The 25,844-nt window shown below is 74.0% G+C and carries 20 protein-coding genes; 12 read left to right on the top strand and 8 right to left on the bottom strand.

Features of this window, described 5'->3' with window-relative positions:
* Positions 1 to 61: 61 nt before the first annotated feature.
* Genes HN031_RS06725 through HN031_RS06705 form a run of 5 tightly spaced genes read left to right on the top strand, consistent with a single transcriptional unit; the run spans position 62 to position 7,555 of the window.
* Positions 62 to 1,384 carry an SWIM zinc finger family protein gene (locus tag HN031_RS06725; protein WP_172267984.1) on the top strand — a complete coding sequence of 441 codons (1,323 nt, stop codon included), beginning with the start codon at positions 62 to 64 and terminating at the stop codon, positions 1,382 to 1,384.
* Positions 1,381 to 2,880, top strand: coding sequence for a DUF5691 domain-containing protein (locus tag HN031_RS06720; protein ID WP_172267980.1), 1,500 nt, complete (start codon positions 1,381 to 1,383; stop codon positions 2,878 to 2,880). The genes HN031_RS06725 and HN031_RS06720 overlap by 4 nt, the downstream gene beginning before the upstream one ends.
* Positions 2,877 to 3,977, top strand: coding sequence for an AAA family ATPase (locus HN031_RS06715; RefSeq protein ID WP_172267977.1), 1,101 nt, complete (start codon positions 2,877 to 2,879; stop codon positions 3,975 to 3,977). Before HN031_RS06720 ends, HN031_RS06715 begins: the two co-directional genes overlap by 4 nt.
* A gap of 10 nt (positions 3,978 to 3,987) precedes the next feature.
* Complete coding sequence (locus tag HN031_RS06710) at positions 3,988 to 6,348, top strand: DUF5682 family protein (protein WP_172267974.1); 2,361 nt, start codon at positions 3,988 to 3,990, stop codon at positions 6,346 to 6,348.
* A complete protein-coding gene (locus tag HN031_RS06705) occupies positions 6,332 to 7,555 on the top strand; it encodes a VWA domain-containing protein (RefSeq protein ID WP_172267971.1) in 1,224 nt (407 codons plus the stop codon). The genes HN031_RS06710 and HN031_RS06705 overlap by 17 nt, the downstream gene beginning before the upstream one ends.
* 1 nt (position 7,556) lies before the next feature.
* Here HN031_RS06705 and HN031_RS06700 read toward each other — a convergent pair whose 3' ends face one another.
* From HN031_RS06700 to HN031_RS06690, 3 genes are read right to left on the bottom strand one after another with little or no spacing between them, the layout of a single operon-like run.
* Entirely contained in the window at positions 7,557 to 8,189 is a 633-nt protein-coding gene (locus HN031_RS06700; RefSeq protein ID WP_172267968.1) for a hypothetical protein, read from the bottom strand.
* A gap of 17 nt (positions 8,190 to 8,206) precedes the next feature.
* A complete protein-coding gene (locus tag HN031_RS06695; RefSeq protein WP_367650675.1) occupies positions 8,207 to 9,715 on the bottom strand; it encodes an SDR family NAD(P)-dependent oxidoreductase in 1,509 nt (502 codons plus the stop codon).
* 56 nt (positions 9,716 to 9,771) lie between these two features.
* Positions 9,772 to 10,422: a response regulator transcription factor gene (locus tag HN031_RS06690; RefSeq protein WP_172267965.1), complete on the bottom strand. Its 651-nt coding sequence runs from the start codon at positions 10,420 to 10,422 to the stop codon at positions 9,772 to 9,774.
* Positions 10,423 to 10,480: 58 nt separating this feature from the next.
* Between HN031_RS06690 and HN031_RS06685 the strand changes: the two genes are divergently transcribed.
* Genes HN031_RS06685 through HN031_RS06670 form a run of 4 tightly spaced genes read left to right on the top strand, consistent with a single transcriptional unit; the run spans position 10,481 to position 17,509 of the window.
* Positions 10,481 to 11,368: an ABC transporter ATP-binding protein gene (locus HN031_RS06685; RefSeq protein ID WP_322423577.1), complete on the top strand. Its 888-nt coding sequence runs from the start codon at positions 10,481 to 10,483 to the stop codon at positions 11,366 to 11,368.
* Entirely contained in the window at positions 11,365 to 12,066 is a 702-nt protein-coding gene (locus HN031_RS06680) for an ATP-binding cassette domain-containing protein (protein WP_172267959.1), read from the top strand. Before HN031_RS06685 ends, HN031_RS06680 begins: the two co-directional genes overlap by 4 nt.
* Entirely contained in the window at positions 12,063 to 14,432 is a 2,370-nt protein-coding gene (locus tag HN031_RS06675) for an ABC transporter permease (RefSeq protein ID WP_172267957.1), read from the top strand. The genes HN031_RS06680 and HN031_RS06675 overlap by 4 nt, the downstream gene beginning before the upstream one ends.
* Complete coding sequence (locus tag HN031_RS06670) at positions 14,429 to 17,509, top strand: FtsX-like permease family protein (RefSeq protein WP_172267955.1); 3,081 nt, start codon at positions 14,429 to 14,431, stop codon at positions 17,507 to 17,509. Before HN031_RS06675 ends, HN031_RS06670 begins: the two co-directional genes overlap by 4 nt.
* 13 nt (positions 17,510 to 17,522) lie before the next feature.
* Here the strand turns inward: HN031_RS06670 and HN031_RS06665 are convergent, their stop codons facing one another.
* From HN031_RS06665 to HN031_RS06655, 3 genes are all read right to left on the bottom strand, one after another.
* Positions 17,523 to 18,350 carry a response regulator transcription factor gene (locus HN031_RS06665; RefSeq protein WP_172267953.1) on the bottom strand — a complete coding sequence of 276 codons (828 nt, stop codon included), beginning with the start codon at positions 18,348 to 18,350 and terminating at the stop codon, positions 17,523 to 17,525.
* A gap of 97 nt (positions 18,351 to 18,447) precedes the next feature.
* Positions 18,448 to 19,281, bottom strand: coding sequence for a response regulator transcription factor (locus tag HN031_RS06660; RefSeq protein WP_322423573.1), 834 nt, complete (start codon positions 19,279 to 19,281; stop codon positions 18,448 to 18,450).
* Between the two features lie 173 nt (positions 19,282 to 19,454).
* Positions 19,455 to 20,480: a GNAT family N-acetyltransferase gene (locus HN031_RS06655; protein ID WP_172267948.1), complete on the bottom strand. Its 1,026-nt coding sequence runs from the start codon at positions 20,478 to 20,480 to the stop codon at positions 19,455 to 19,457.
* A 107-nt stretch (positions 20,481 to 20,587) separates the two neighbouring features.
* On the opposite strand from HN031_RS06655, the gene HN031_RS06650 reads away from it, so the two are divergent.
* Positions 20,588 to 22,318, top strand: coding sequence for a DEAD/DEAH box helicase (locus HN031_RS06650; RefSeq protein WP_367650674.1), 1,731 nt, complete (start codon positions 20,588 to 20,590; stop codon positions 22,316 to 22,318).
* Between the two features lie 188 nt (positions 22,319 to 22,506).
* Here the strand turns inward: HN031_RS06650 and HN031_RS06645 are convergent, their stop codons facing one another.
* Both HN031_RS06645 and HN031_RS21920 read right to left on the bottom strand, forming a co-directional pair.
* A complete protein-coding gene (locus tag HN031_RS06645; RefSeq protein WP_172267944.1) occupies positions 22,507 to 23,076 on the bottom strand; it encodes a YceI family protein in 570 nt (189 codons plus the stop codon).
* Positions 23,077 to 23,237: 161 nt separating this feature from the next.
* Positions 23,238 to 23,363 carry a hypothetical protein gene (locus tag HN031_RS21920; protein WP_301539403.1) on the bottom strand — a complete coding sequence of 42 codons (126 nt, stop codon included), beginning with the start codon at positions 23,361 to 23,363 and terminating at the stop codon, positions 23,238 to 23,240.
* 247 nt (positions 23,364 to 23,610) lie between these two features.
* Between HN031_RS21920 and HN031_RS06640 the strand changes: the two genes are divergently transcribed.
* Positions 23,611 to 23,871, top strand: coding sequence for a hypothetical protein (locus tag HN031_RS06640; protein WP_322920559.1), 261 nt, complete (start codon positions 23,611 to 23,613; stop codon positions 23,869 to 23,871).
* Positions 23,872 to 23,889: 18 nt separating this feature from the next.
* Positions 23,890 to 25,713, top strand: a complete 1,824-nt coding sequence (gene glmS, locus HN031_RS06635; protein ID WP_172267938.1) for a glutamine--fructose-6-phosphate transaminase (isomerizing) — start codon at positions 23,890 to 23,892, stop codon at positions 25,711 to 25,713.
* Positions 25,714 to 25,844: the final 131 nt, after the last annotated feature.

Here is a 25,844-nt window from a genome sequence, read left to right as displayed (position 1 = left end):
GAGAGCCGCAGCACCCAAACGCCCCTCGCCTGTCGGCACCGGGTGGTTGGATGGCAGCGCCATGAGCCGATGGACCGCCAGCCAGGTGACCGAGGTCGCGCCTGACGCCGCCTCGCTGGCGGCCGGGCGCAAGCTGGCGGTGCCGGGACCGTGGCGCGAGACTGGCTGCAACGACGTGCTCGTGTGGGGCCAGTGCCAGGGCGGCGGCAAGACGCCCTACCAGGTGAGCGTCGACCTCACCGGGCCTGCCTACCGCTGCTCCTGCCCGAGCCGGAAGTTCCCCTGCAAGCACGCCCTCGCCCTGCTGATGCTGTGGTCCGAGGGGCGGATGGACGACTCCGGGCAGGTCGCCGCCTTCGCCGAGGAGTGGGCCGGGCAGCGCGCCGCGCGGGCAGGCGCACCCGCGCCTGCGGCGGACAAGCCGGCGGACCCAGCCGCCCGGGCGAAGCGGCTCGAGCAGCGGCTGGTCCGGATGGACGCCGGCATCGAGGACTTCCGGCTGTGGCTCACCGACCTGGTCCGCAGCGGGCTCGCCGCGGCGCGGGCGCAGCCGTACTCGTTCTGGGACGACGCGGCCGCGCGCCTGGTCGACGCCCAGGTGCCGGCCCTGGCGGAGCGCGTCCGGGAGGCCGGTTCGCTCGTCCACGCGCGACCCGACTGGGCGCACCACCTGCTCGCCGAGGTGGGTCGGTGGTGGACGATCAGCTGCGCGTGGCAGGGCCGGGACCGGCTCGACGCCGACGAGCTGGCCGACGTCCGGGTCGCCGTCGGCTGGGCGCAGTCGAGCGAGGAGGTCCGCGACGGCGACGCCCGGCCGGGACCGTGGACCGTGCTCGGCGCCCACCGCTCCGACGACGGCCGCCTCCAGCAGCAGCGCACCTGGCTGGCGCACGACGACGGCGAGGTCGTCGTCGTGCTGGACTTCGCGGGCTACGGCCAGGCGCTGGCGGTGCCGCAGCTCAGCGGCGCCCGCCTCGACGTCGTGGTGTCGCGCTACCCCGGGTCCGACCCCCGTCGTGCGATGTTCCGCGACCCGCCCGCGGGCGCCGAGCCCGTGACGGCGCTGCCCGGGCGTACGTCGCTCGCCGAGGTGCACGCCGCAGCCGCGGCTGCGCTGGCGCGGGCGCCGTGGCGCGACCGTCACCCCGCGCCGCTGGCCGGCGTGCGCATCGTCGGAGGAGGCGGCGAGGGCGGCGAGGGCGGCGAGGGCGGCGAGTGGCACGCGAGCGACGCGTCGGGATCGGTGCCGCTCGCGGCGGGCGCGCCCGTGTGGATGCTGCTGGCGCTCAGCGGCGGCGAGCCGGTCGACGTCTTCGGCGAGCTCGAGTCGGGCGTCCTGCGCCCGCTGTCGGTGTGGCTCGAGGACCGGGTGGTGGGCCTGTGAGCGGCCTCGGGACGTGGCTGACAGAGGTCGGCACCGCAGCGCTGGTCGGTACGGCGCGGCGCGAGCCACCGGTCGCTCCGTCCGTCCTCGGCCTCGAACCGGACGACCGCTCACCCGCCGAGGAGCGCCTGCTGGCGAGCGCCGCCCTGGTTGACGTGACCACCCGGGCCGGCGCCCTTCTGGCCGAGCCCCGGGCCGACGGCGACACCGCGCCGACCGAGGTCCTGCCTGCGTGCGGCGACACCGCGGCCCAGCTGCTCCACCTCCTCCTCACCCAGCCGCCGGTGTCAGGCAGCGCGCGCGACGACCTGGTGCTCGAGTGGCTGCGGCTGGCCGCCGAGGCGCAGCAGCGGGCGCCGTGGTGGTTGCTGCCCGGTCTCATGGACCTCGCGGCCGGCCGGCGGCCCGTCGCCCTCGCCCTCGCCACGGCGCTCGGCGCCCGCGGCACCTGGCTGGCCGGCCTCAACCCGGCCTGGGCGTCGCTGGTCGCCCCGGCCGGGGACGCACCGGTGGCGGACGGCCCTGCCGACGACTGGACGGCGGCGTGGCCCACGCTGCCGACCGCCGAGGCGATCCCCGCCTTCGCCGCCGGCCGCCGCGCCGACCCCGACGCGGCACGTCTGCTCCTCGACGCCCAGTGGGACAGCGTCTCGGCCAAGGTGCGCGCCGAGGCGCTGCGCTCCTTCCGCCACGGGATCTCGCCCGCCGACGAGCCGCTCCTCGAGCGAGGCCTCGACGACAGGGCCGTCAGCGTGCGCGAGGTCGCTGCTTCCGTGCTGGGGCTGCTGCCCGACAGCGCCCGGAGCGCACGGATGGCCGCGCGCCTCCGCTCCCTGGTGCGGGTCCGGGGCACCATCGTGCGCCACCTCGAGGTCGACGTCCCCGACGCGCCCGACGCCGTCGGGGTCCGCGACGGCCTGACCGCCCCGACGAGGACCGGGACCGTGGCCCCCACCACCTGGCTCGCGCAGGTCGTCCGGGCCGCGCCGCTCCGCACGTGGACCGACATCACCGGCAGGTCCGCGGCCGGGACCCTCAAGATGCTGCGCGACGACGACGTGCGGGGCTGGCTCGTCGATGCCGTCGTCGAGCACCGCGACCGTGAGTGGGCCGTCGCCTGCGTCGGACTCGGCGTCAGCGACCCGCGCCTGGTCTGGCTGCTGCCCGAGCAGGAGCGCACCGACCTCCTCGTCGCCTGGGTGACCCGGCCCCCCAAGGGGCGCGACCTGCGCACCCTCCTGACGGGCGCGCCGCGGCCCTGGCCCGACGAGCTGGGCCGCGCCGTGCTCGCCGGCCTCCGCAGGGAGGGCGGCAACCCGCTGCTCGTGCAGGCCGCGGCCCCGCTGCTGGCCGCGGCGCTCCCCCCGTCGCTGACGCCCGAGACCCGCGTCGCCCTCGAGCGCGCCCCGGCCGACGCCATGTTCCTGCGCCGCGCCCTCACCGAGACCCTGCAGCTCCACGCGTTCCGCACATCCCTCACGGAGGCCTTCAGATGACCACCAGCCAGCCACCCGCCGCAGGAGTGCTGCGCCAGCACGCCGAGGACGCGTACGCCGACGAGCTCGCCGCGCTGGCCGCGGTCGACGACCGGCCCCGGCCGCCCTCGTGGCACCTGTCGCCGTGGGCGGTGGCGACGTACGTCCTGGGCGGCGCGCTGCCCGACGGCACCGTGGTGACGCCGAAGTACCTCGGCCAGCGGCGCCTGGTCGAGGTCGCCATCTCGTCCCTCGCCACCGACCGCGCCCTGCTCCTGCTCGGGGTCCCGGGCACCGCCAAGTCCTGGCTCGGGGAGCACCTCGCCGCCGCCATCAGCGGCCGCTCGACGCTGGTGGTCCAGGGCACCGCCGGGACCCAGGAGGAGGCGCTGCGCTACGGCTGGAACTACGCCCGGCTGCTGGCCGAGGGACCCTCGCGCGAGGCGCTCGTGCCGGGGCCGGTCATGCGCGCCATGGAGACGGGCGCCATCGCCCGCATCGAGGAGCTCACCCGGATCCCCTCCGACGTCCAGGACTCCCTCATCAGCATCCTGTCGGAGAAGACACTGCCGATCCCGGACCTCGACGAGGAGGTGCAGGCGCGGCCCGGCTTCAACGTCATCGCCACCGCCAACAACCGCGACAAGGGCGTCAACGACCTGTCGTCCGCGCTGCGCCGGCGCTTCAACACCGTCGTCCTGCCCCTGCCCGACACCCTCGAGCAGGAGGTCGAGATCGTCCGCACGCGGGTCACCGCGCTCGGCGCCTCGCTCGAGCTGCCCGCCGACCTCGCCTCGCTCTCGGAGATCCAGCGCGTCGTCACCGTGATGCGCGAGCTCCGCAGCGGCGTGACCACCGACCAGCGCACGACGATCAAGTCGCCGAGCTCCACGCTGTCGACCGCCGAGGCGATCTCGGTGATGACCAACGGCCTCGCCCTCGCCGCCCACTTCGGGGACGGCACCGTGCGGGCCGAGGACGTCGCGGGCAGCCTCCTCGGTGCGGTCGTCAAGGACCCCGTGCAGGACCAGCTGGTCTGGCAGGAGTACCTCGAGACGGTCGTCCGCAACCGCCGCGAGTGGAGCGACCTCTACCGCGCCTGCCGGGACCTGGGCTGAGCCGGCTCGCATGACCGTCGACGTCTACGGCGTACGCCACCACGGCCCGGGCTCGGCCCGCGCCGTGCTGGAGGCACTCACCCAGCACCCACCCGACCTGGTGCTGATCGAGGGCTGTCCCGAGCTCGACGCGATCGTCGACCTCCTCGGGGAGGCCGACATGGTGCCGCCGGTCGCCGGCCTCGTGTACGCCGTCGACGAGCCGCGGCAGGCGACGTTCTACCCCCTGGCCCGCTTCTCGCCCGAGTGGGTCGCCGCCCGGTGGGCGCTGTCGCGCGGCGTGCCGGTGCGCTTCCTCGACCTGCCCGCGACCCACGCGTTCGCCCTCGCCGCGCAGGAGCGGGAGGCGCGAGCCGGGACCGGCGCCGCTGCGGAGCCGGACCACCTTCCCGACGCAGCGGCGGACGTTTCGGAGGCGGACGGTCCGGAGGAGTCCCCGGAGGAGTCGACCGCCTCCCTCCCGCCCGAGCGGCTCGACCCCATCGGCACGCTGGCCGCGACGGCCGGCTACGACGACGCCGAACGCTGGTGGGAGGACGCGGTCGAGCAGCGCCACGACTCTCCCGCGGAGCGCTTCGCGGCGATCCGCGACGCGATGGCGGCGGTCCGCGAGGCCGACCGGCGGCCCGCGGACGACCCGGACGTGCACGCCAACGCCCGCCGCGAGGCCTGGATGCGCAAGGTGCTGCGCGCCGAGATCAAGTCCGCGCCCGAGGCGCGGATCGCGGTGGTGTGCGGCGCCTGGCACGCACCGGCGCTGGTGCCGGACGACTTCCCGCCGGTGTCCCGCGACCGCGAGCTCGTGACCAGGCTGCCGCGCACCAAGGTGGCGGCGGCGTGGACACCCTGGACCGCGGGACGGCTCAGCTACGCCTCCGGCTACGGCGCCGGGGTCGGCGCCCCGGGGTGGTACCAGCACCTCTTCGACCACATGATGCAGCCGGACCCCGACCCCCGCGACCTGGCGACGTCATGGCTGGTGCGGGTCGCCCGCACGCTGCGCGAGGAGCGGCTGGACGCCTCGACGGCCTCGATCGTCGAGGCCGCCCGGCTCGCCGAGACCCTGGCCACCGTGCGCGGGCGTCCCTCGGTCGGGCTCAGCGAGCTCGACGACGCCGCGCAGACCGTGCTCTGCGAGGGGTCCCGGCTGCCGCTCGACCTCGTCCACGAGCGGCTCGTGGTCGGCCAGGAGCTCGGGTCGGTGCCCGAGTCCGCGCCCGTCGTGCCGCTCGCCGCCGACCTCGCCCGGCAGCAGCGGTCCCTGCGGCTCAAGCCGTCGGCGTCGGCCCAGCAGCTCGAGCTCGACCTCCGGCTGGAGCGGCCGCTGGCCCGCTCGGTGCTGCTGCACCGCCTCAGCCTGCTCGGCATCGGCTGGGGCGAGCCGACCGAGGGCGGGCGCACCACCGGCACGTTCAAGGAGACCTGGACCCTCGAGTGGCGCCCCGAGCTGGCCGTGGACCTCGTCGAGGCCAGCGTGTGGGGCACGACCGTGGCGGTCGCCGCCGCGGCTCGCGCCGCCGACCGCGCCGCGCGGTCCGCCGACCTGACCGAGCTCGCGACGCTGGTCAGCGCCTGCCTGACCGCGGACCTGCCCGACGGTGTCGACGCGGTCCTCGACGCGCTCGACGCGCGGGCCGCCGTGCAGCACGACGTGCCCGCGCTGCTCTCGACGGTCGAGCCGCTGGCGCGGACGTGCCGCTACGGAGACGTGCGCGGCGTCGACACCGACCGCGTCCGCGCGGTGCTCGCGGCGACGGCGGTGCGCGCCTGCGTCGGGCTGCCGATGGCCTGCGCCAGCCTCGACGAGGACGCCGCCGACGAGATGGTCACCGCCATCGCCGCGGCCCACCGCGGGCTCTCGCTGCTCGCCGACGCCGAGCTCGACGCGGCCTGGGTCAGCGCCCTCGAGTCCGTGTCCGCGCCCGACCACGTCGCCGGGGCCGTCGCCGGGCGCGCGACCCGCATCCTCCTCGACGCCGGCCACCTCGACACCGGTGCGGCGGCCCACCGGATGGGACGACGCCTCTCCCTGACCGCCTCCGCACCCCAGGCGGCCTCCTGGCTGGCCGGGTTCCTCGCCGGCGACGCGGTGCTGCTCGTCCACGACCCGGTCCTGCTCGGGCTGGTCGACGAATGGGTGCGCGGCCTCGACGAGACGGCGTTCGAGGACCTGCTGCCGCTGGTGCGCCGCACCTTCTCGCAGTTCAGCCGCGCCGAGCGCCGCACGATCGGCGAGCAGGTGGCCGGCATAGGCGGCCCGGAGCGCCGGCCCGACGACCACGTCCTCGACCTGGCGCGGGCGATGCCGGCGCTGCGCACCGTGGCCCGGCTGGTCGGGTGGAAGGAGGTCGACCATGACGGAGCAGCCTGACCCGACGACCGCTGAGGGACAGCCGCGCGACCGGCTCACCCGCTGGCGCCTGGTCCTCGGCGGCGGCGAGGCCGACGGCCTGACCGGCGCCGACGGCGCCGGCGCCGGCGTGGGCCTCACCGCCGACGACCAGCGCCGCGACGAGGCGCTCGAGGCCCTCTACGACGGCGAGCGCCGCGGCGGGCTCGGCGGCTCGGCGCCCCGGGTCTCGCGCTGGCTCGGCGACATCCGGACCTACTTCCCGTCGTCGGTCGTGCAGGTGATGCAGGGCGACGCGATGCAGCGCCTCGGGCTGCGGCAGATGCTGCTCGAGCCGGAGATGATGCGGGCGGTCCAGCCTGACGTGGGGCTGGTCAGCACGCTGATCGGGCTGGGCCGCGTCATCCCCGAGCACTCCCGCGAGACGGCGCGCGCCGTCGTACGGCAGGTGACCGACGAGCTCGAGGAGCGGCTGCGGCAGCGGACCGTCCAGGCCGTCTCCGGTGCCCTCGACCGCTCCGCGCGCACCCGCCGCCCGCGCATGCGCGACGTCGACTGGCGGCGCACGGTCGCGGCCAACCTCAAGCACTACCTCCCCGAGCACCGCACCGTCGTGCCCGAGCGGCTGGTGGGCTACGCCCGCCGCTCGACGCAGGTGGAGCGCCAGGTGATCCTCTGCATCGACCAGTCCGGGTCGATGGCCGAGTCGATCGTCTACAGCTCGGTCTTCGGGGCGGTGCTGGCCTCCATCCGCTCGCTCGAGACGCGGCTGGTGGTCTTCGACACCGAGGTGGTCGACCTCACCGACGAGATCGACGACCCGGTCGACGTGCTCTTCGGGGTGCAGCTCGGTGGCGGCACCGACATCAACCGGGCGCTGGCCTACTGCCAGGGTGCGATCACCCAGCCGGCCGACACGGTGCTCGTCCTCATCAGCGACCTCTACGAGGGTGGCATCGCCGAGGAGATGGTGGGCCGGGCGCGGTCCGTGGTGGCCTCCGGCGCGACGATGATCGCGCTGCTGGCGCTGAGCGACTCCGGCCAGCCGTCCTTCGACGCCGACCACGCGGCCGCCCTCGCGGAGGTCGGCGTGCCGTCGTTCGCGTGCACGCCGGACCTCTTCCCCGAGCTGATGGCCGCGGCGATCGAGCGGCGCGACATCGGCGAGTGGGCCGCGAGCAACGACATCGTCACCACGCACGAGACCACCGGGAGCGGCCCGGCCTGACTCACCAGCCCGGTCCGTCGCCCCCGAGCCTCTCCACCAGGCGGTGGCCGACGTGCGCGGCGTTGGCGCGGCGTACGTCCTCGGGCACGGTCGGCAGGTTCTCCTCCCAGTCCAGCAGCGTCGACCCGCGCAGCTGCGGCATCCGGGCGGGCCGCCCGAAGAAGAACGGGTGCAGGTGGGCCCCACCGTCGCCGTAGCGGCCCACGTGGCACCGCCCCACGCTGGGCAGCTCCTCGACGGCGGCGGTGACCGCGACCATGAGCCGGCCCATCTCCGAGGCGAGGTCGTCGGGCAGGTCCGCGAGGTCGTGGTGGTCGCGGGGCTTGAGGATGAAGGCGACCGGGAGGCGCATGTCGAGCAGCTCGAGCATCCAGCGCTCGTTGCTCCACGCCACCCTCGCCGCGTGCTCCGGACCGAGCGGGCCGCGGCACGGGCACTGCTCGGGGTCGTCGCCGACGCGCGGCGGCTCCGCGTCCACCATCGGCTCGAGCGGCTTGATCCGCAGCCCGCCGAGCTCGAACGGGAAGATGTCCCACCCCGGCATCAGCTCGATGGCCACGGGCAGGCGGCCCTCGTCGTCGGTGGCGGCGGCCACCCGGGCGTGGAACTCCTCGGCAGTCTCCAGCGACGTCATGCGCCGAGTCTGGCAGGTCACCAGGGCGAGGGCTGGTAGTCCTTCACGAAGCAGCCGAAGAGGTCCGTGCCGGCCTCGCCCAGCACGATCGGGTCGTAGACCCGGGCCGCGCCGTCGACCAGGTCGAGGGGTGCGTGCCAGCCCTCGGCGGCGATCCGCAGCTTCTCGTGGTGCGGGCGCTCGTCGGTGATCCAGCCGGTGTCGACGGCGGTCATGAGGATGCGGTCGGTCTCGAACATCTCGCCCGACGAGGTGCGGGTCAGCATGTTGAGCGCGGCCTTGGCCATGTTGGTGTGCGGGTGCCCGGCGCCCTTGTAGCGGCGGGAGAACTGCCCCTCCATCGCCGAGACGTTGACGACGTACGCGCGGCCCGACGTGGCGGTCGCGGCCGCCGCGGCCAGGGCCGGGCGCAGCCGCGAGACGAGCAGGAACGGCGCGATCGAGTTGCACAGCTGCACCTCGAGGAGCTCCAGCGGGTCGACCTCGCCGACGGTCCGGGTCCACGAGTTCGTGGTCTGCACGTCCGGCAGCAGGCCGCCGGCGTCCACGGCCGTGCCGGCCAGGTGGGCGTCGAGCGAGGCGTGCCCGGCCCGCAGGGCGAGGGCGGCCAGCGTCGCGGCCGTGTGCACCTGGGTCGCGTGCTCGACCGACTCGCCCTCGTGGTGGGCGACCGGGGTGGGCGCCAGCGCCCCGGCGATGGCGGCCGGGTGGGCCTCGGAGACGTGGTCGAAGGTCACCAGCTCCGGCACGGAGTCCTGCGGCAGCGGGAGCTGCTCGGCCTCCACGAGGGGGGCGTACGCGCCCGGCGTGCGGCGCACCGTCTGACAGGCGTTGTTGACCAGGATGTCGAGCGGACCCGCGGCCGCGACGTCGTCGGCCAGCGAGATCACCTGGGTGGGGTCGCGCAGGTCGATGCCGACCACCTTGAGCCGGTGGATCCAGTCCGCGGCGTCCGGCAGCGAGGAGAACCGGCGCACCGCGTCCCTGGGGAAGCGCGTCGTGATGGTGGTGTGCGCGCCGTCGCGCAGCAGGCGCAGCGCGATGTACATCCCGATCTTGGCGCGGCCGCCGGTGAGCAGCGCGCGCCGCCCGGTCAGGTCGGTGCGCTGGTCGCGCTTGGCGTGGCTCGTCGCGGCGCACGAGGGGCACAGCCAGTGGTAGAACGCGTCGACCAGCGTGAAGTCCTGCTTGCAGATGTAGCAGCCGCGCGGGTTGAGGAGCTCGCCGGCGAAGGCGCCGGGAGCGGTGGAGACGAGCGGGATGCCGGCGGTCTCGTCGTCGATCCGGACCGGTGAGCCGGTCGCCGTGAGTGCGGTGACGGCCCGGTCGTGGGCGAGCTCGGCGGCCCGCTTCTGCTGCTTGCGCTCGAGCTTGATCGACTTGTACATGTGCGAGGCGGCGCGCTTGACCGTGACGTGGTCGGGGTGGTCGCCCGGCAGGTGGTGGAGGCTCTCCAGCACCCGCAGCGTCGCCGCGAGGTCGTCGGGATCGATGCCGGGCGCACCGACGACGTTCTGCTCAGTCACCGGCGAAGGGTACGGCGTGGCGCCGGGCTGGACGGAAACGCCGCGGCCGCCGCGGCTCAGCCCTCGCGGGCGGGGGAGCCGTGGATGCGCACCCGGTCGGCGCGCATGCCGTGCTCGACGCCCCAGAGCACGGCCTTGGAGCGCGAGTCGACGTCGATCTTGCGGTAGGCCGAGCGGATGTAGGACTTGATCGAGTTGATCGAGAGCAGGGTGCGCTCAGCGATGTCCTGGTTGCTCAGGCCCATCGTGATGAGCGAGAGCACCTCGGCCTCGCGGGCGGTCAGGCCCTCCTCGCGACCGGGCCAGTCGCCGCCGACGATCGAGGACCGGTTGCGGGCGGGGGACACGACGACCTGGCCCGAGGCGATCGCACCGAGCGCGTCGACCAGCCGGGCGGCCGGCAGGCTCTTGGAGAGGTAGCCGCGCACGCCCTGGTCGAGGGTGTCGCGGGTCAGCCACGGCTGGAAGTTCCATGTGTAGACCGCGACCTGGCGGACCTGCGGGCTCGCGATGAGCCGGGCCACCGCGGGACCGTTGCCCTGCCCCATGCCGAAGGTGTCGTAGAGGGCGACGTCGACCGGCCTGCTGACCTGCCTGCCGGCCACCAGCTCGACGATCTCAACGCGATGGGGATAGCTGCGCATCATGGCATCGAGGCCCCGCACGACGACCTCGTCGTCGTTGACCAGCGCCACTCGGATGACCATGGGCTCAAGGTACTGGCATTTATGTATGTTGAAGCCCTTGTTCACAGAAGGGGGCGGCGTGCGGGAGAGCGCGACTGCGGTCGAGGAGACCCGCACGGGAGGGCTCGGCGTCCGGTGCGAAGGGGTGGTCCACCTCTACAAGACGTTCGGCGGTCACGACGTCGTGGCCCTGCGGGGCGTCGACCTCACCATCCGCCCCGGTGAGCGGGTCGCCTTCCTCGGGCCCAGCGGGTCCGGCAAGTCCACCCTCCTGGCGCTGCTGGGCGGCATCCAGCGGCCCAGCGCAGGCCGCATCTTCCTCGGCGACGAGGAGATCTCCCGGATGGGGGAGCGCTACCTCGCGCGGATCCGCTCGCGCCAGGTCTCGACGATGCTCCAGGGCGCGACCCGCAACCTGCTGCCCTACGCCACCGCCCGCCAGAACATCGCCTTCGCCCGGCTGTCCCTGTCCGGCGGCGAGCGCGAGGACGCCCTCGCCGACACCGAGCTGCTCGACCGCGTCGGGCTCGTCGACCAGGCCGACCAGGTCGTCAGCACGATGTCCGGCGGCCAGCGCCAGCGACTGGCCCTCGCCTGCGCCGTGTCGACCGCGCCGCGGCTGCTGCTCGCCGATGAGCCCACCAGCCAGCTGAGCCACGCCGACCGCGACCACGTCCTGCACCTGGTCCACTCCCTCGGCGACGACTTCGGCACCACCATCGTGGTCGTCACCCACCAGCCCGAGGTCGCCGCGACGTTCCCGCGCACCGTGACGATGAAGGGCGGCCGGGTCGGCGCGGAGGGCCACGGCGGGTCCGAGTACGCCGTCGTCGGCGAGGACGGCGTGCTCCACCTGCCCGGCCACATCGCCGCCGAGTGGCCTCCCGGGACGCTCGTGCGCTTCGAGGACGACGAGCAGGGCCGCATCGTGGTGACCCGCGCGAGCGCCGAAGGACCCGCAGCATGAGCTTCTCCGGCACGGGCTTCCCCCAGCCGGCGCACCACCTCGAGCCGCAGGCGTCGGCCGGGACCGCGCTGCGCCTCGACTCGATCACGTACGTCAACGGCCGCACGCTGCTCGACGACGTCAGCGTGAGCTTCCCGGCGGGCAAGGTCACCGCCCTCTCCGGCCCCAGCGGCTCCGGCAAGACCACGCTGCTGTCCATCGCCGGCGGGCTGCTCCAGCCGACGTCGGGCACCGCCGAGCTCGACGGCCAGGAGATGTGGACCGGTGCCGGCGACCCGCTGCCCCAGGTCGCCTTCGTCCTCCAGGTCTACGGCCTGGTGCCGATCCTCTCCGCCCGCGAGAACGTCTCGATCGCGCTGCGCGCCCGCGGCGTCGCGCCCGCCGACGCCGACGAGGCGGCCGAGGCCGCGCTGGCCCGGTTCGGCATCGCCGACCTCGGCGAGCGCCAGGTCGAGGAGCTGTCCGGCGGGCAGATGCAGCGCGTCGCCTGCGCCCGCGGCTTCGTCGTCGGCGCCGAGGTGCTGCTGGCCGACGAGCCGACCTCCGAGCTCGACGAGGGCAACCGCGGCGTCGTGCTCGCCGAGCTGCGGGAGGAGGCCGCCCGCGGGGCCGTCGTCGTCGTCGCCACGCACGACCCCGCCGTCGTCGAGGCGTGTGACCTGCACATCGCCCTCGACGAGGGACGGGTCGTCGGGTGAGCCGAGTCCTCCGGGGCGCCTGGAGCCGTCGGGGTGCCCTGACGACGCTGGTGCTGATGACGCTGGTGGTCGTTGGCGGGTCGGTGACCGTGCTGCAGCTCGCCGACGCGGCCGGGACCTCGCGCTGGCTCACCGCGCCGCTGCTCCTCCTCGGCGCGGTCGCCGTGCCGAGCATCGGGGCCGAGCTGGCCGTCGCCCGGCGCGAGGAGATCGGCCTGGCCCGGCTGCGCGGCATCCACGGTGCGCGCCTGTGGCGGTTCCTCCTCGTCGAGCCCCTGCTGGCGATCGTCCTCGGCACCCTCCTCGGGCTCGCCGTGGGCGCCGCCGGCACCGTCGTGGCCACCCGGACCTGGCTCGCCGAGACCGCTCCCGCGCTCGAGCGGCCGGCCCTGCTGGCCGCCGTCGGCATCGCCGGTGCCGGCCTGGCGATCGTCGGCCTCTCCGCCGCGGCCGCGCTGCGTGAGCCGCTGGCCGTCCAGGTGTCGACCCGCCGCCGGCCGCGGCGCGCGACGACCCTCGCGGTGTTCCTCAGCGTCCTCGTCATCGTCGGCGCCGCCGTCGCCGCCTACCGCAGCCGCGCCGCCGACGGCGACCCCGACCTGGTCGTCCTGCTCGGCCCCGCGCTCGTCGGCCTCGCCCTCGGGCAGGTCGCCATCTGGGTGGTCCGGATCGCCGCCCGCGTCCTCACCCCGGCCACCGAGAGGCGTGGCCTCGGCGCCTTCCTCGCCGCCCGGCGGCTGGCCCGCGCCGACGACCTCGTGACGCCCGTACGCCTCGTCGTCGCCGCCGCGGTCGTCGGCACCCTAGCCCTGAGCGGCGCCGTGGCCGTCTCCGGCTGGACCCGCGACCAGGCGGCCGTCGAGGTGCCCGGACAGCGCACGATCGACGCCACCGAGCTGGGCGCGATGGGCGCCGTCGACCTCACGGAACAGGCCGACCCGGAGGGGACGCACCTCCTCGCGACCGCCATCGTCCGCAACGAGACCCGGCTCGGCGAGCGCCGCGCCTACGTCGATGCCGGCCGGTGGGACGCCGTCGTGGGCGACTTCTACGACGGCAGCCCCGCCCGCGCCGCCTCCGACGCCGTGGGGCGCCTCGGCGGCGGGGCCGCGCCGTTCCAGGTCGCCGGCGACCGGCTGACCGTCACCGCCTCGGGCGTCGAGGTGCCGCCCGCCAAGGCGTTCATCGGCCCGGGCGGGCAGGAGGTCCGCTCGGGCGGCGGGCGCGCCGAGGTGGTGCTCAACTTCGTCACCGAGCAGAACACCTCCGGGTCGGCGTCCGTCCAGCTCCGGGTCGCCGCGGACGGGACCGCTGTCAGCCGCCGCGTACGGGTGCCGGACTGCGCCGAGGTGTGCACCGTGACCAGCCTGCAGGTCGGCCGCGACGACCAGTCCTTCTTCGACCGTCGTGACTTCGTGGTCCTGCTCGAGGGCGTGGCGGTCGGCGACACCGACGTCCTCGACCGGGCCTGGGTGCCCGACCTCGCCTCGGTCGCCGGATCGCTCGACAACCGCTTCATCCCTGGCTACGAGGCACCCGACCCGCTCGTGGTGAACCGCACCGACGGTCTCCAGGTGGCGATGCTCCCCGATGCCGCGATCGAGCTGCGCCTCGACATGGCCGGCGACGCGGTCCCGCTGCTGACCGCCGGCGACGCCGGCGAGGGCGGGCCGCAGGCGCTCGACCTCGCCGGGGACGACCGCGCCACCGAGGTCGTCGGCGTCGCCCGCTCGCTGCCGCTGCTCGGCACGGCCGGGTCGCTCGCCGACATCCGCACGGCGGCGGCCGGGTCCGGGCCGACCGTGCCGTCGGCGGAGGTCCAGGTCGTCGCAGGGGACTCGACCCCGCAGGCGGTGCTCGACCAGGTCGCGGAGGCCACCGGCGCCACCTGGCGCACCCGCGAGTCGGTGCAGCAGTCGCTCGGGGACCGGTTCGGCGGCGACCAGTCGGTGGCGTACGCCCTCACCGCTCTGGCCTGCGCCCTCGTCGCGCTGCTCGCGCTGGGCGCCGGCGTGGCCCGGCACCTGCGTGACTACCGTCGCGACGTCGCCTCGCTGCGGGTGCTCGGCATCTCGACCGGCACGGCCCGCCGGGCGGGCCGCGCGGAGCTGGCCAGCCTGACCGTCCTCGTGCTCGTCGCCGTCGTCGCCGGCGGCTGGCTGGCGGTCACCCTGCTGCTCGACGGCCTCCCCCTGCTCGCCGTCCCCGTGGCCGGCCTCGCGCTGGACACCGCGCCCCACCTCTGGCCCCTGGCCGTGCCGGCGGTCGTGGCCGCCGCCGCGATGGTGCTGGTGGGCGGTCGGGCCCGCGCGGTGCGCGCGACCACCACCCGACCGAGCCTGCTCCGTGAGGAGGAGGGCCGGTGATCCAGCTCTTCGGCGCGATCCTGCGCGGGCTCCGCTCGCGCGCCCTGCTCTCCGCCGGCTCCGTGTTGCTCACCACGCTGGCGATCGGGTCGGCGGTGCTCGGCCCCGTGTTCTCGGAGGCCGTCACCAACTCCTACGTCGTGACCCGCCTCCAGGAGACCCCGCCCGGGCTCACCGGCCTGAGTCGGGTCTTCACGCCCGAGTCCGGAGCCACCCTCGAGCAGGCCGAGCGCGACGCCGTGGCGGCCTCCGAGGAGCTGACCGACGGACCCTGGCAGGACCCGGTGGTGATCGCGCAGTCCGAACGGTTCAGCGCCCTGCGCGGGGTCGTGACGTTCTGGTCGCGCGACGGCGGCTGCGAGGCCCTCGAGGTCGAGGGTCGGTGCCCCGAGCGGCTGGGCGAGGTGCTGATGCTCGCCGCCGACGTCGAGAAGACCGGCGCCGAGATCGGCGAGCCGCTGCCCCTCGCGATCTTCGAGACGGGCGGGGTGGAGGCCCTCGGCCTGCCCCGCCCCGGCCTCGCCGAGGTGGTCGTGGTCGGGTCCTACGACACCCCGCGCTCCGGGGACGACTGGCTGATCCCCGGCCGGCTCACCAGCACCAACGAGCAGGAGAGCATCAGCGGCGGCTACCAGCCCTACGCCCCGGCGCCGCTCATCACCACCGACGACACGGTCACCGCCGCCGGCGGCTGGACGGTCCGGGTCGACACCCGGCTCGACGTGCCGCCCGATCTGACGCCCCGCGATCTCGACGAGGCGGCCGACTCCGCGTCGGCGGTGCCCACGGACACCGCGGTCGAGGTCGAGGGCGGCACGCTCGTCGCCGACGACACCAACTCCCTCGCGTCCGTGGTCGAGGAGGTCCGGTTCCAGCAGTCCACCGCGCGCAGCTCGATCGCCCCCGCCGTGCTGTCGCTGGTGCTCGTCGCGCTCGCCCTGCTCATGCGCCTGCTCAACGCCGCGAGCGAGCTGCGCGTCCCCGAGCTCGCCCTGGCGTCGCTGCGCGGCGTAACGGCCCGCAAGCTGTGGGGCCTCGGGCTCGCCGAGCCGCTGACCCTGCTCCTGCTCGCCACGCCGCTCGGCATCGCCTTCGGCCTGGGCCTCGCGGTCGTGCTGGTGCGGAGCTGGCTGGTGCCCGGGCTCCCGCTGCCGGTGCCGCCCGCCAGCTGGGTCGCGGCCGCGCTCGTCCTGCTCGCGGCGGTGGCCGTGGCCTGCATCGCCGTCGGGCTGGTGGTGCGCGAGTCGCTGGCCTCCCAGCTCTCCGGCGTACGCCGCCCCGTCGCCGCCCGCCGCTGGTCGGTCGTCGCCCAGCTCGTCCTCGTGGCGCTCGCCGTCGCCACGCTCGCCAGCAAGCTGTCCGCCAGCGGCCCCGGCGAGCCGGACGCCACCGACCTCGTCCTGCCGGTCCTGCTGGCGGTCGTCGCCGGCCTGGCCGCGACCCGGCTCACCGCGGCGCTGGCGACCTGGTGGACCGGTCGATCGCGCGGTCGTTCGCTGAGCGGCTTCGTCTCGTCACGGGCGATCTCGCGGCGGCAGGAGGGCACGCTGGTGATCCTGCCGATCACCGCGGCGATCGCCGTCGCCGTGTTCGGCGCCGGCGTCTACGACTCCGCCGCCACCTGGCGCACCAGCGTGGCCGCGACGGAGTCGCCGGCCCACACCACGTGGTCGACCAACCTCACCCTCTCCGAGGCGATCGACCTCACCCGCCGCGTGGACCCCGAGGGCGAGTGGGTCATGGCGGCCGCCAGCGTCACCAACCCCGGCGCCAACTTCTCCGTCGTCGACAGCAGCCGGCTGGCTCGGGTCGCCACCTGGCCCCCGACGTGGAGCCCGGGCCGCGACGTGGAGCAGGTCGTGGAGGCGATCGCGCCGGGCGGCGTGGTCCCGACGGTGACCGGCACCCGCCTGTCCCTCACCATCGACAACCGGGCCGACATGGACCGCGACCTCGCCGTCGAGGTCCGGTTCGGCTCTCGCGCGGGCGTCCCGCTCAAGGCGTACGTCGGCCCGTTCCCCCGCGGGGAGCACACGCGGTCGGCGCGGGTCCCGTTCTGCCGGGAGGGCTGTCCCCTCGAGGGGATGACGCTCGGCGGCGGCGCCGGCACCAACACCCGGATGACCGGCACGCTGCGGCTGGACGCGATCGAGGTCGACGGTGCTCCGCTCGACGGCGCGATCGAGGGCGCCGCGTGGACGCCGACCCCGGACCCGGCCGTGCGCAGCTCCATCGTCGAGCTGGAGGAGTCCGGCGGCGGGCTCGACATGACCGTGGACACCGGCGGCTCGGTGGGCATGGCCCGCCTCACCGCCGGCGGCATCACCGAGGAGCGCCCGGCGCTGGCCGGCCCCGGCGTGCAGCAGCGCGCGATCGACAAGCTCGACGAGGGCTACGGCCTGATCCGCGTCGACCCGGTCGGCGGCATCGGCGCCGTCGAGGGCATGCCGTTCACCGGCCCGTCCGGGCTGCTGGTCGACTACTCCTCCTTCGTCACCGACCGCCCCGTCTTCGACAACCTCGTCACGACGCACGTGCTCGCCCGCGAGGGCACCCCCGCGTCGATCACCGACGCGCTGTCCCGTGCGGGCCTCAGCGTCGGCACCTCCCTCGCGCAGGAGCGGCAGGTGCTCGACCAGAGCGCGTACGCCCTCGCGCTGCGGCTCTACGGCGTGGTCGCGGCGATGGTGCTGCTCATGGCCCTGGCCGGCCTCTTCGTCAGCGCGGCGGTGCAGCTGCCCGCCCGCCGCCGTGACGCCGCGGCCTTGCGGGTGGTCGGGGTGCCGCGCGGGGCGGTGATGGCGGCGGTGGTCCGCGAGCTCGGCATCGTGCTCGGCAGCGCCGCGCTGGCCGGGATCCTGGCCGGGTCGCTCGCGCAGTGGGTGGTGCTGCGCACCATCACGCTCGGCTACGCCGACGACCCGACGACGCCCGCGCTCGTGGCCGCCATCTCGCCGCTCCGGCTGGTGGTGCTCGCCATCCTGGCGGCGGCCGTCCTCGGCGCCGTCGCCCTGGCGAGCGCCTCGATGACCGTGCGCGGGGCCCGCGGCGCCACGCTGCGCGAGTCGGCCCGCTGAGGCCGGGCCCCGCTCAGGAGCAGCAGGGGTCGAAGCGGAAGCCCACGCCGCGGATGGTGCGGATCCACTGGTTGTCGGCAGCGGCCGCGCGCAGCTTGCGGCGCAGGTTGGCCAGGTGCACGTCGACGACGTGGGTGCTGTCCGGGACGAAGTCGGTGGCCCAGACCGCGCGCATGAGCTCCTCACGCGGGACCACGACGCCGGGGTTGGTGACGAGGTGGGCGAGCAGGTCGAACTCGGTGCGGGTCAGGTCGACCTCCTCGCCCAGGACGAGCACCTCGCGGGCGTCCTGGTTGAGGCTCAGGTCGTCGCAGCCCACGGAGCCCGGGGCGGGCTCGTGGGGGGACGACGGGTCCGGCGCGGGCGCGGGCCAGCCGGTGGTCGAGCGGGTCGTGGTGGGCCGGGCCGCCTGCTGGCGGTGGGCCACGACCGCGTGCGCCGCGTCGACCCCGGCCGGCACGAGCGCCTCCGACGAGCGCGGCCGGCGGAAGAGCGCGGCCACCCGGGCCTGGAGCTCGCGCATCGAGAACGGCTTGACGAGGTAGTCGTCGGCGCCGACCTCGAGGCCGATGAGCCGGTCGACCTCGGCCGTCCGGGCGCTGATGACGATGACGTAGCAGTCGCTCACCGTCCGGATCTGGCGGCAGACCTCCACCCCGTCGATGTCGGGCAGCGACAGGTCCAGCGTGACGAGGTCGGGTCGACCCTCGCTGATGATCGTCAGCGCCTCGGCGCCCGTGCGGGCGACCACGACGTCGAAGCCGGCCTGGTCGAGCAGTGCGGAAATGGCGTCGCCGACATCGTGGTCGTCCTCGACGACCACGGCGGTGCGTTCGTTCATCATCTGATTGCTCCCAAGTTGATGAATCATCTACCCGGGTGCACGCGTCGTAAACCTGAGTGGATCATCCGGGCGAGGAGCGCCCGGCACACGGACGTCAGAAGTCCAGGCCGCGGGCCCAGTCCTCGGAGTCGATGCGGGCCACCAGGTAGGGCCCGCCACCGGCGCGCCGCTCCTGCGGGCTGCCCTCGCGGTCCATCCGGTAGCCGATGCCGCGGATCGTGTGGATCCAGGTGGCGTCGGAGTGACGGCGCAGCTTGCCGCGCAGGTTGGCCACGTGCACGTCCACCAGGTGGTGGTCGTGGGTGAGCGCGCTGCTCCAGATCGCGAGCACCATCTCCTCGCGGGTGCAGACCCGGGAGAGGTGGGTGGCGAGGTACTCCAGGACGTCGTACTCGATGCGGGTGAGGTCGACGATCGCTCCGTTGACCTGCACCTCGCGCCGCGCGGAGTTGATGACCAGGCCCGCGCCGGCCGCGATGGTGGCCGGCTCGTCGGTGGGCTGAGCCGGAGCCGGCACGTGCGGCGACCGGGCGACCGGGGCCTCCTCGGCCGCGGCGGCCGAGCGGGGGCGCCGGAACAGCGCCGCCACGCGGGCCCGCAGCTCGCGGGGCGAGAACGGCTTGAGCACGAAGTCGTCGGCGCCGACCTCGAGCCCGATCAGCTTGTCGACCTCGTCGGAGCGCGCGGACACGATCACGATGTAGCAGTCGCTGCTCTCGCGGATGCGGCGGCACACCTCGATGCCGTCCATGTGCGGCAGCGTCAGGTCTAGCGTCACGAGGTCGGGCGGGTCCGCGGCGGCCACCTCGACCGCTGCGCGTCCGTCGCGCGCCGTCGTGACGCGGAAGCCGGCCCCCTCGAGGGTCTCCACCAGCGCCGAGGAAATGTCTGGATCGTCTTCGACGACCAATGCATGCAGATCTTGCACGAGTACCCCCACAGAACAGTCAAGACAGGAGCCCCACGCCCCTGCCGTGTCGCCGCCCGAACGGCGTTGGTCGAATGGTAAGGGCTGGAAAGGGCCCGCGACAGCAAGCGATCCCTAGGGGTGAGCCGTGTCTAGACCAGAGCTTTTCACGGGAATCTTCTGTCGCCGATCGATCAAAGTGCGCCGTCCCCGGACGGGCCCAGCTGGATCCCCCGGTTGACCCAGGTGCTGGTCGCCACCATCCCGACACGCTCGTACAGCCCGAGCGCGCCGGTGCGCGAGTCGGTGCTGAGCTCGGAGGTCGACGTGCCGTGCTCGCGGGCCCGCGCGAAGGAGTCCACGAGCAGCGCCTGGGCGAGCCCGCGGTTGCGCTGGTCGCGCCGTACGGCGAGGCGGTCGACGAACCCGGTCGTGCCGTTGTCGGAGACGAGCACCAGCGACACCCCGACGACCGCGCCGTCCGCGTCGACGACGACCCGGAGGTTCCACGGCTCGAAGCCGGGGCGTCCGGTGGTGGCCGCCTCGAAGTCCTCGAAGCTCTCGCGCTCGCGCACCGACCACTCGAGGAAGGCGTCCTCCAGCACGTCGTGCGCCGCGCGCAGCTCGGCCGGCTCGGCCGTGCGTACGACGTGGCCGGGCGGCAGGTCGCGCTCGGGGATCGTCGCCCCCTCCGGCAGCTTCAGCACCCAGCTGGTCCAGCGGACGTGGTAGCCCAGCGACTCCAGCAGCCGGTCGCCCGGGGACCCCTGCGGCACCGGCATCCCGATGACGCTCGAGCCGACGGCTCGCCCGAGGTCCTGGAGCCAGTGGGCCAGCCAGGTCCCGATGCCGCGACCGCGGTGGGAGGGGAGCACGGCGGTGTCGGCGCGGTCGGCGCCCATCAGCTCGGCGTACGCGACGAGCGCCTCGCCCTCGAAGACGCCGACCGAGCGCGCACCCAGGTCGTGGCTGGGCTTGGCCCAGTCGCTGACGATGTCGGCCTCCTCGACGGCGACCTGGCCGATGTCCTCCGCCTCCTGCGCGGCCATCAGCACGAAGACGGCGTGGGCGTCGGACGTCCGGAGCGGGCGGGTGGTGAGGCCCGCGGGCAGGCCGGGGGTGGACGGGGTCGGAGCGGTGGACGCCGGGGTGGACGTCGGGGTGGACGTCGGGGTGGAGGTCGGGGTGGACGTGTCGGTGGAGGAGGACTGCTCTGGCATGGCAGGAAGTGTGCTGCCTCACGCGCCGCGCTGTCGCGCGCTTATCGGGGCGGATCCGGCGTCCCGCGGAATCCCCTAATCCCCCGTGAGGCCCTACCGTATTGAGCGTGAGTGACGACCAGCCCGCAGCGCCCGAGCAGAACTTCTCCGACCTCGGCCTCTCGCCCGAGGTCCTGAAGGCGCTGGCCGACGTCGGCTACGAGACGCCCTCCCAGATCCAGGCCCAGACCATCCCGCCGCTGCTCGAGGGACGCCACGTCGTCGGCCTCGCGCAGACCGGCACCGGCAAGACGGCGGCCTTCGCGCTGCCGATCCTGTCGCAGCTCGACCTGTCGCAGAAGACCCCGCAGGCGCTCGTGCTGGCCCCGACGCGCGAGCTCGCGCTGCAGGTCTCCGAGGCCTTCGAGAAGTACGCCGCCCACATGAAGGGCGTCCGCGTGCTGCCGATCTACGGCGGCCAGGGCTACGGCGTCCAGCTGTCCGCGCTGCGCCGCGGCGTGCACGTCGTCGTCGGCACCCCCGGTCGCATCATGGACCACCTAGAGAAGGGCACGCTCGACCTCTCGGAGCTGCGCTTCCTCGTCCTCGACGAGGCCGACGAGATGCTCAAGATGGGCTTCGCCGAGGACGTCGAGACGATCCTCGCCGACACCCCCGCCGACAAGCACGTGGCGCTGTTCTCGGCCACCATGCCGGCGCAGATCCGCCGGATCTCCAAGAAGTACCTGGAAAACCCCGTCGAGATCACCGTCAAGAACAAGACCTCGACGGTCTCCTCGATCACCCAGCGCTACCTCATCGTGTCCTACCCGCAGAAGGTCGACGCCCTCACGCGCATCCTCGAGGTGGAGAACTTCGAGGGGATGATCGTCTTCGTCCGCACCAAGAACGAGACCGAGACGCTGGCCGAGAAGCTCCGTGCCCGGGGCTACTCCGCGATGGCGATCAACGGCGACGTGGCGCAGGTGCAGCGCGAGCGCACCATCAACCAGCTCAAGGCCGGCAAGCTCGACATCCTCGTGGCCACCGACGTCGCGGCCCGCGGCCTCGACGTCGAGCGGATCAGCCACGTCGTCAACTACGACATCCCGACCGACACCGAGTCCTACGTCCACCGCATCGGTCGCACCGGCCGCGCCGGCCGCACCGGCGACTCGATCGCCTTCGTCACCCCGCGCGAGCGCCACCTGCTGCGGGCCATCGAGAAGGCCACCCGCCAGCCGCTGACCCAGATGCAGCTGCCGACGGTCGACGACGTCAACGCCACCCGCCTCTCGCGCTTCGACGACCAGATCACCCAGGCGCTGTCCGAGCCCGAGCGCATCGACTTCTTCCGCGACGTCGTCTCGCACTACGTCAGCGAGCACGACGTGGCCGAGGTCGACGTGGCCGCCGCCCTCGCGGCGGTGATGCACGGCGAGCAGCCGCTGCTGCTCGAGCCGGAGCCCGAGCAGCGCACCCGCTCGTTCGAGGAGCGCTCCAGCCACGCCGGCAAGGCCGACCGCCCCCCGCGGGAGTCGCGCAGCGGCCAGCCGATGGCGGCGTACCGCATCGAGGTCGGCAAGCGCCACAAGGTCGAGCCGCGCCAGATCGTCGGCGCCCTGGCCAACGAGGGCGGGCTGTCGCGCGGCGACTTCGGCTACATCTCCATCAAGCCGGACTTCTCCGTCGTCGAGCTCCCCGCCGAGCTGCCGCCGGGCACCCTCGACCGGCTCGCCGCCACGCGGATCTCCGGCAAGCTCATCGAGATCAAGCCGGACAACGGGCCGTTCCGCGGTCGCACCGGCGGCGGGCACGCCAAGGGCGGCGGCTACAAGGGCAAGAACCCCCGGTCCTGACGTACGGGTCCTGACGCACAGGAGCCCCGCCGCGATGGTCGCGGGCGGGGCTCCTTGCTCGTCCATGCCGGCCCCGGGCGGCCCCGGGCGGTGCCGGGCCGGTCCCGGGGCGGTCACCGGATATCCGGTGACCACCGGGCCTACAGGTAGAGATCCCTACCTGGAAGCACGGAACTCGGGTGCGAAGGTCACGCGTTCTGGATGGCGGAGACGTCGAACTCGAGCTTGATCTTGTCGGAGACGAGGACGCCGCCGGTCTCGAGCGCGGCGTTCCAGGTGAGGCCCCAGTCCTTGCGGTTGATGGTGGTCTCGCCCTCGAAGCCGACGCGGAGGTTGCCGAAGGGGTCACGGGCCGAGCCGGTCTGCTCGAACTCGATCGTGACGGGCTTCGTGACGTCCTTGATGGTCAGGTCACCGGTGACGGTCCAGTCGCTGCCGGAGCGCTTCACGTCGGTGGAGGTGAAGGTGATGCTGGGGTACTGCTCGGTGTCGAAGAAGTCGCCGGACTTGAGGTGGCCGTCGCGGTCCGGGCTGCCGGTCTCGACCGAGGTGACGTCGATGGAGAGGTCGACCTGGGAGGCGGCGGGGTCGGTCTCGTCGATGCGGGCGGTGCCGGTGAAGGCGCCGAACTGGCCGCGGACCTTGGTGACCATCGCGTGGCGGGCGACGAAGCCGAGGCGGCTGTGGCTGACGTCGATGGTGTAGTCGCCGGTGAGGTCGTCGATGGCGGTGGTGGGGGCGTCGAATCCGGTGGTCATGGCAGGGGCTCCTCGAAGGTGGTGGTTGGTAGAAGATTCAACCACAGGAACGGCGGGGTGTCCGCGTTCATTCCCGATGACTGTGGCGAGTTCTCCGGACCCGCACACGACAGCGAGCCACGCCCCCGGTGGGGCGTGGCTCGCGTGTGGGGGGCCTGCGCTCAGGCGGCCTTCGTGGCGACCGTCGTGGCGATCGACCAGCGTGCCTCCATGTGGGTGCGACCCGTCGCATCCCTGACGGCAACCCAGGTGCAGACCGGTACGTCAGTCATCGTGTGCTCGCTCATGTGACACCTCCCGTTCACCTTCTGTTCACCCAGGGTAGCACATCCCCACTGGCGCGCACAGTGTTCGCTGGCGAATGGGTGCTTCCCCCCACCTGTACCCCTCTGGGTGGGTGAGGACGCCGCTTTCACACCACTTGGGGCTCGTGTGATCCACGCCGCGAGGTAGTCCCCGATGCGTTGGAGGTATGTCTGCCCGATATCGGGCAGGAAGTTGCACTTCGACCTCGAGAACCCGCAGTCTTCGGGTGTGCCCGACCCCGACCTCGTCGCCCACGTGGTGGCGACCACCTCGCTGACCCCCGGCGAGGCGGCCCGCGTGGTCGAGGACGTGATCGCCTTCCACTCCCAGCCGGTGGAGGACTACGTCCGCGAGCGGCACGCGCGCCTGAAGACGTACGGCGCCAGGAATCCCGAGATCTTCGCGCGCATCGCCGAGGAGCTGCAGCACCGCGTGGTCGCGGCGCCACGGCTCTCCGAGCGGCAGCTGCGCCGGATCGTCTACGGCTGAACCCAGGAGGAACACAGCATGTGCGGAATCGTCGGCTACATCGGACGCCAGGACGCGGCCCCCGTCGTCCTCGAGGGACTCACCCGCCTCGAGCACCGCGGCTACGACTCGGCGGGCGTCGCGGTGCTCGGCGGACGCGGGATCAGGATCGCCAAGCAGGCCGGCCGGGTGCGCGAGCTCGGCGACGCCCTGCCGAAGCGCTTCACCGGCAGCACCGGCATCGGGCACACGCGATGGGCGACCCACGGCCCGGCCACCGACGCCAACGCGCACCCGCACGCCGACGAGTCGGGGCGGGTGGCCGTCGTCCACAACGGCATCATCGACAACTCCGCGGCCCTGCGCGCCGAGCTCACCGACGCCGGCATCACCCTGGCCAGCGACACCGACACCGAGGTGCTCGCCCACCTCGTGGCCCGCAGCGAGGCCGACACCCTCGAGGGCAAGGTCCGCGACGCGCTCGGGGCGGTGGTGGGGACGTACGGCCTCGCGGTGCTGCACGCCGACTTCCCCGACCGCATCGTCGCCGCCCGCAACGGCAGCCCCCTGGTGGTGGGGGTGGGGGACAAGGAGATGTACGTCGCCTCCGACCTCGCCGCGATCGTGCGGCACACCACGACGGTGGCGATGCTCGACGACGGCGAGATGGCCACCGTGACCGCCGACGGCTTCACCACCATGCGGCACAGCGACCTGGCCTCCACCGGGAAGACCGCCACGGTCGTCGACATCGACGCGGCGGCGTACGAGGCGGGCGAGCACGAGTCCTTCATGCGCAAGGAGATCCTCGAGCAGCCCACCACCGCCCAGGCGGTCCTGCGGGGTCGCCTCGACGAGCGCTTCGGCACCGCGCACCTCGGCGGGCTCGACATGGACGCACGCGACCTGCGCGCCGTGCGGCGGGTGAAGATCCTCGGGTGCGGCTCGGCCTACTACGTCGGCCAGATGGGCGCCGCGCTCATCGAGGAGCTGGCCCGGATACCGGCGGACGCCGAGGCCGCCAGCGAGTTCCGCTACCGCGACCCGGTCATCGAGCCGGACACCCTCTACGTCGCGGTCAGCCAGTCCGGGGAGACGATCGACACCCTGCTCGCCGTGCAGGAGGTACGCCGCAAGGGCGGCCGGTGCGTCGGGCTCGTCAACGTGGTCGGCTCGGCCATCGCCCGCGAGTGCGACGGCGGCATCTACCTGCACGCCGGCCCCGAGGTCGCCGTCGCGAGCACGAAGGCGCTGACCAACATGTTCCTCGGCTTCGCGCTGCTCGCCCTGCAGCTCGGCCGGGTGCGCGACCTGTCCATCGCCGACGGCAAGCGCCTCGTCGCGGGCCTCGAGCGGCTGCCGGCGCAGATCGAGGAGGTGCTGGCCGGCGAGGCGGACCTCGTGGAGGTGGCCAAGGAGCTCGCGCAGGCGCGCAGCCTGTTCTTCGTCGGGCGGGTGCGCGGCTTCCCGGTCGCGCGCGAGGGCGCGCAGAAGTTCAAGGAGATCAGCTACCGCCACGCCGAGGCCTACCAGACCTCCGAGCTCAAGCACGGTCCGCTCGCGCTCATCGACCCCGAGGTGCCTACCGTCGCGGTGGTGCCGCTCGACGAGCTGACCGACCGCAACGTCGGGGCGCTGCACGAGATCGATGCCCGGCAGGGGCCCCTGGTCGTCATCACCCACGACGAGGTGGACCTCGGCGAGATCGGGGCCCGGAGGGTGGTCGTGCCCCGCAACGAGCCGGAGCTCGACCCGATCCTGCTGACCATCCCGCTCCAGCTGCTCGCCTACCACGCGGCGCAGCACCTCGGCCACGACATCGACAAGCCCCGCAACCTGGCGAAGTCCGTCACGGTGGAGTGACAGGTGGGGGAAAGGTCCCGGGCCTCAGGCGCCGCGGACACCGCGAGCCCATGACATGGACTGGGCGCCCCTTGCCGCATGGGGTCGGCAAGGGGCGCGCCGTGGAGAACCTTCCCAAAGCGGCGCGGCCC

Source organism: Nocardioides sp. zg-1308, assembly GCF_013155375.1.
In the GTDB taxonomy this organism is placed as follows: domain Bacteria; phylum Actinomycetota; class Actinomycetes; order Propionibacteriales; family Nocardioidaceae; genus Nocardioides; species Nocardioides renjunii.
This window is presented reverse-complemented; position numbering and strand designations above follow the sequence as displayed.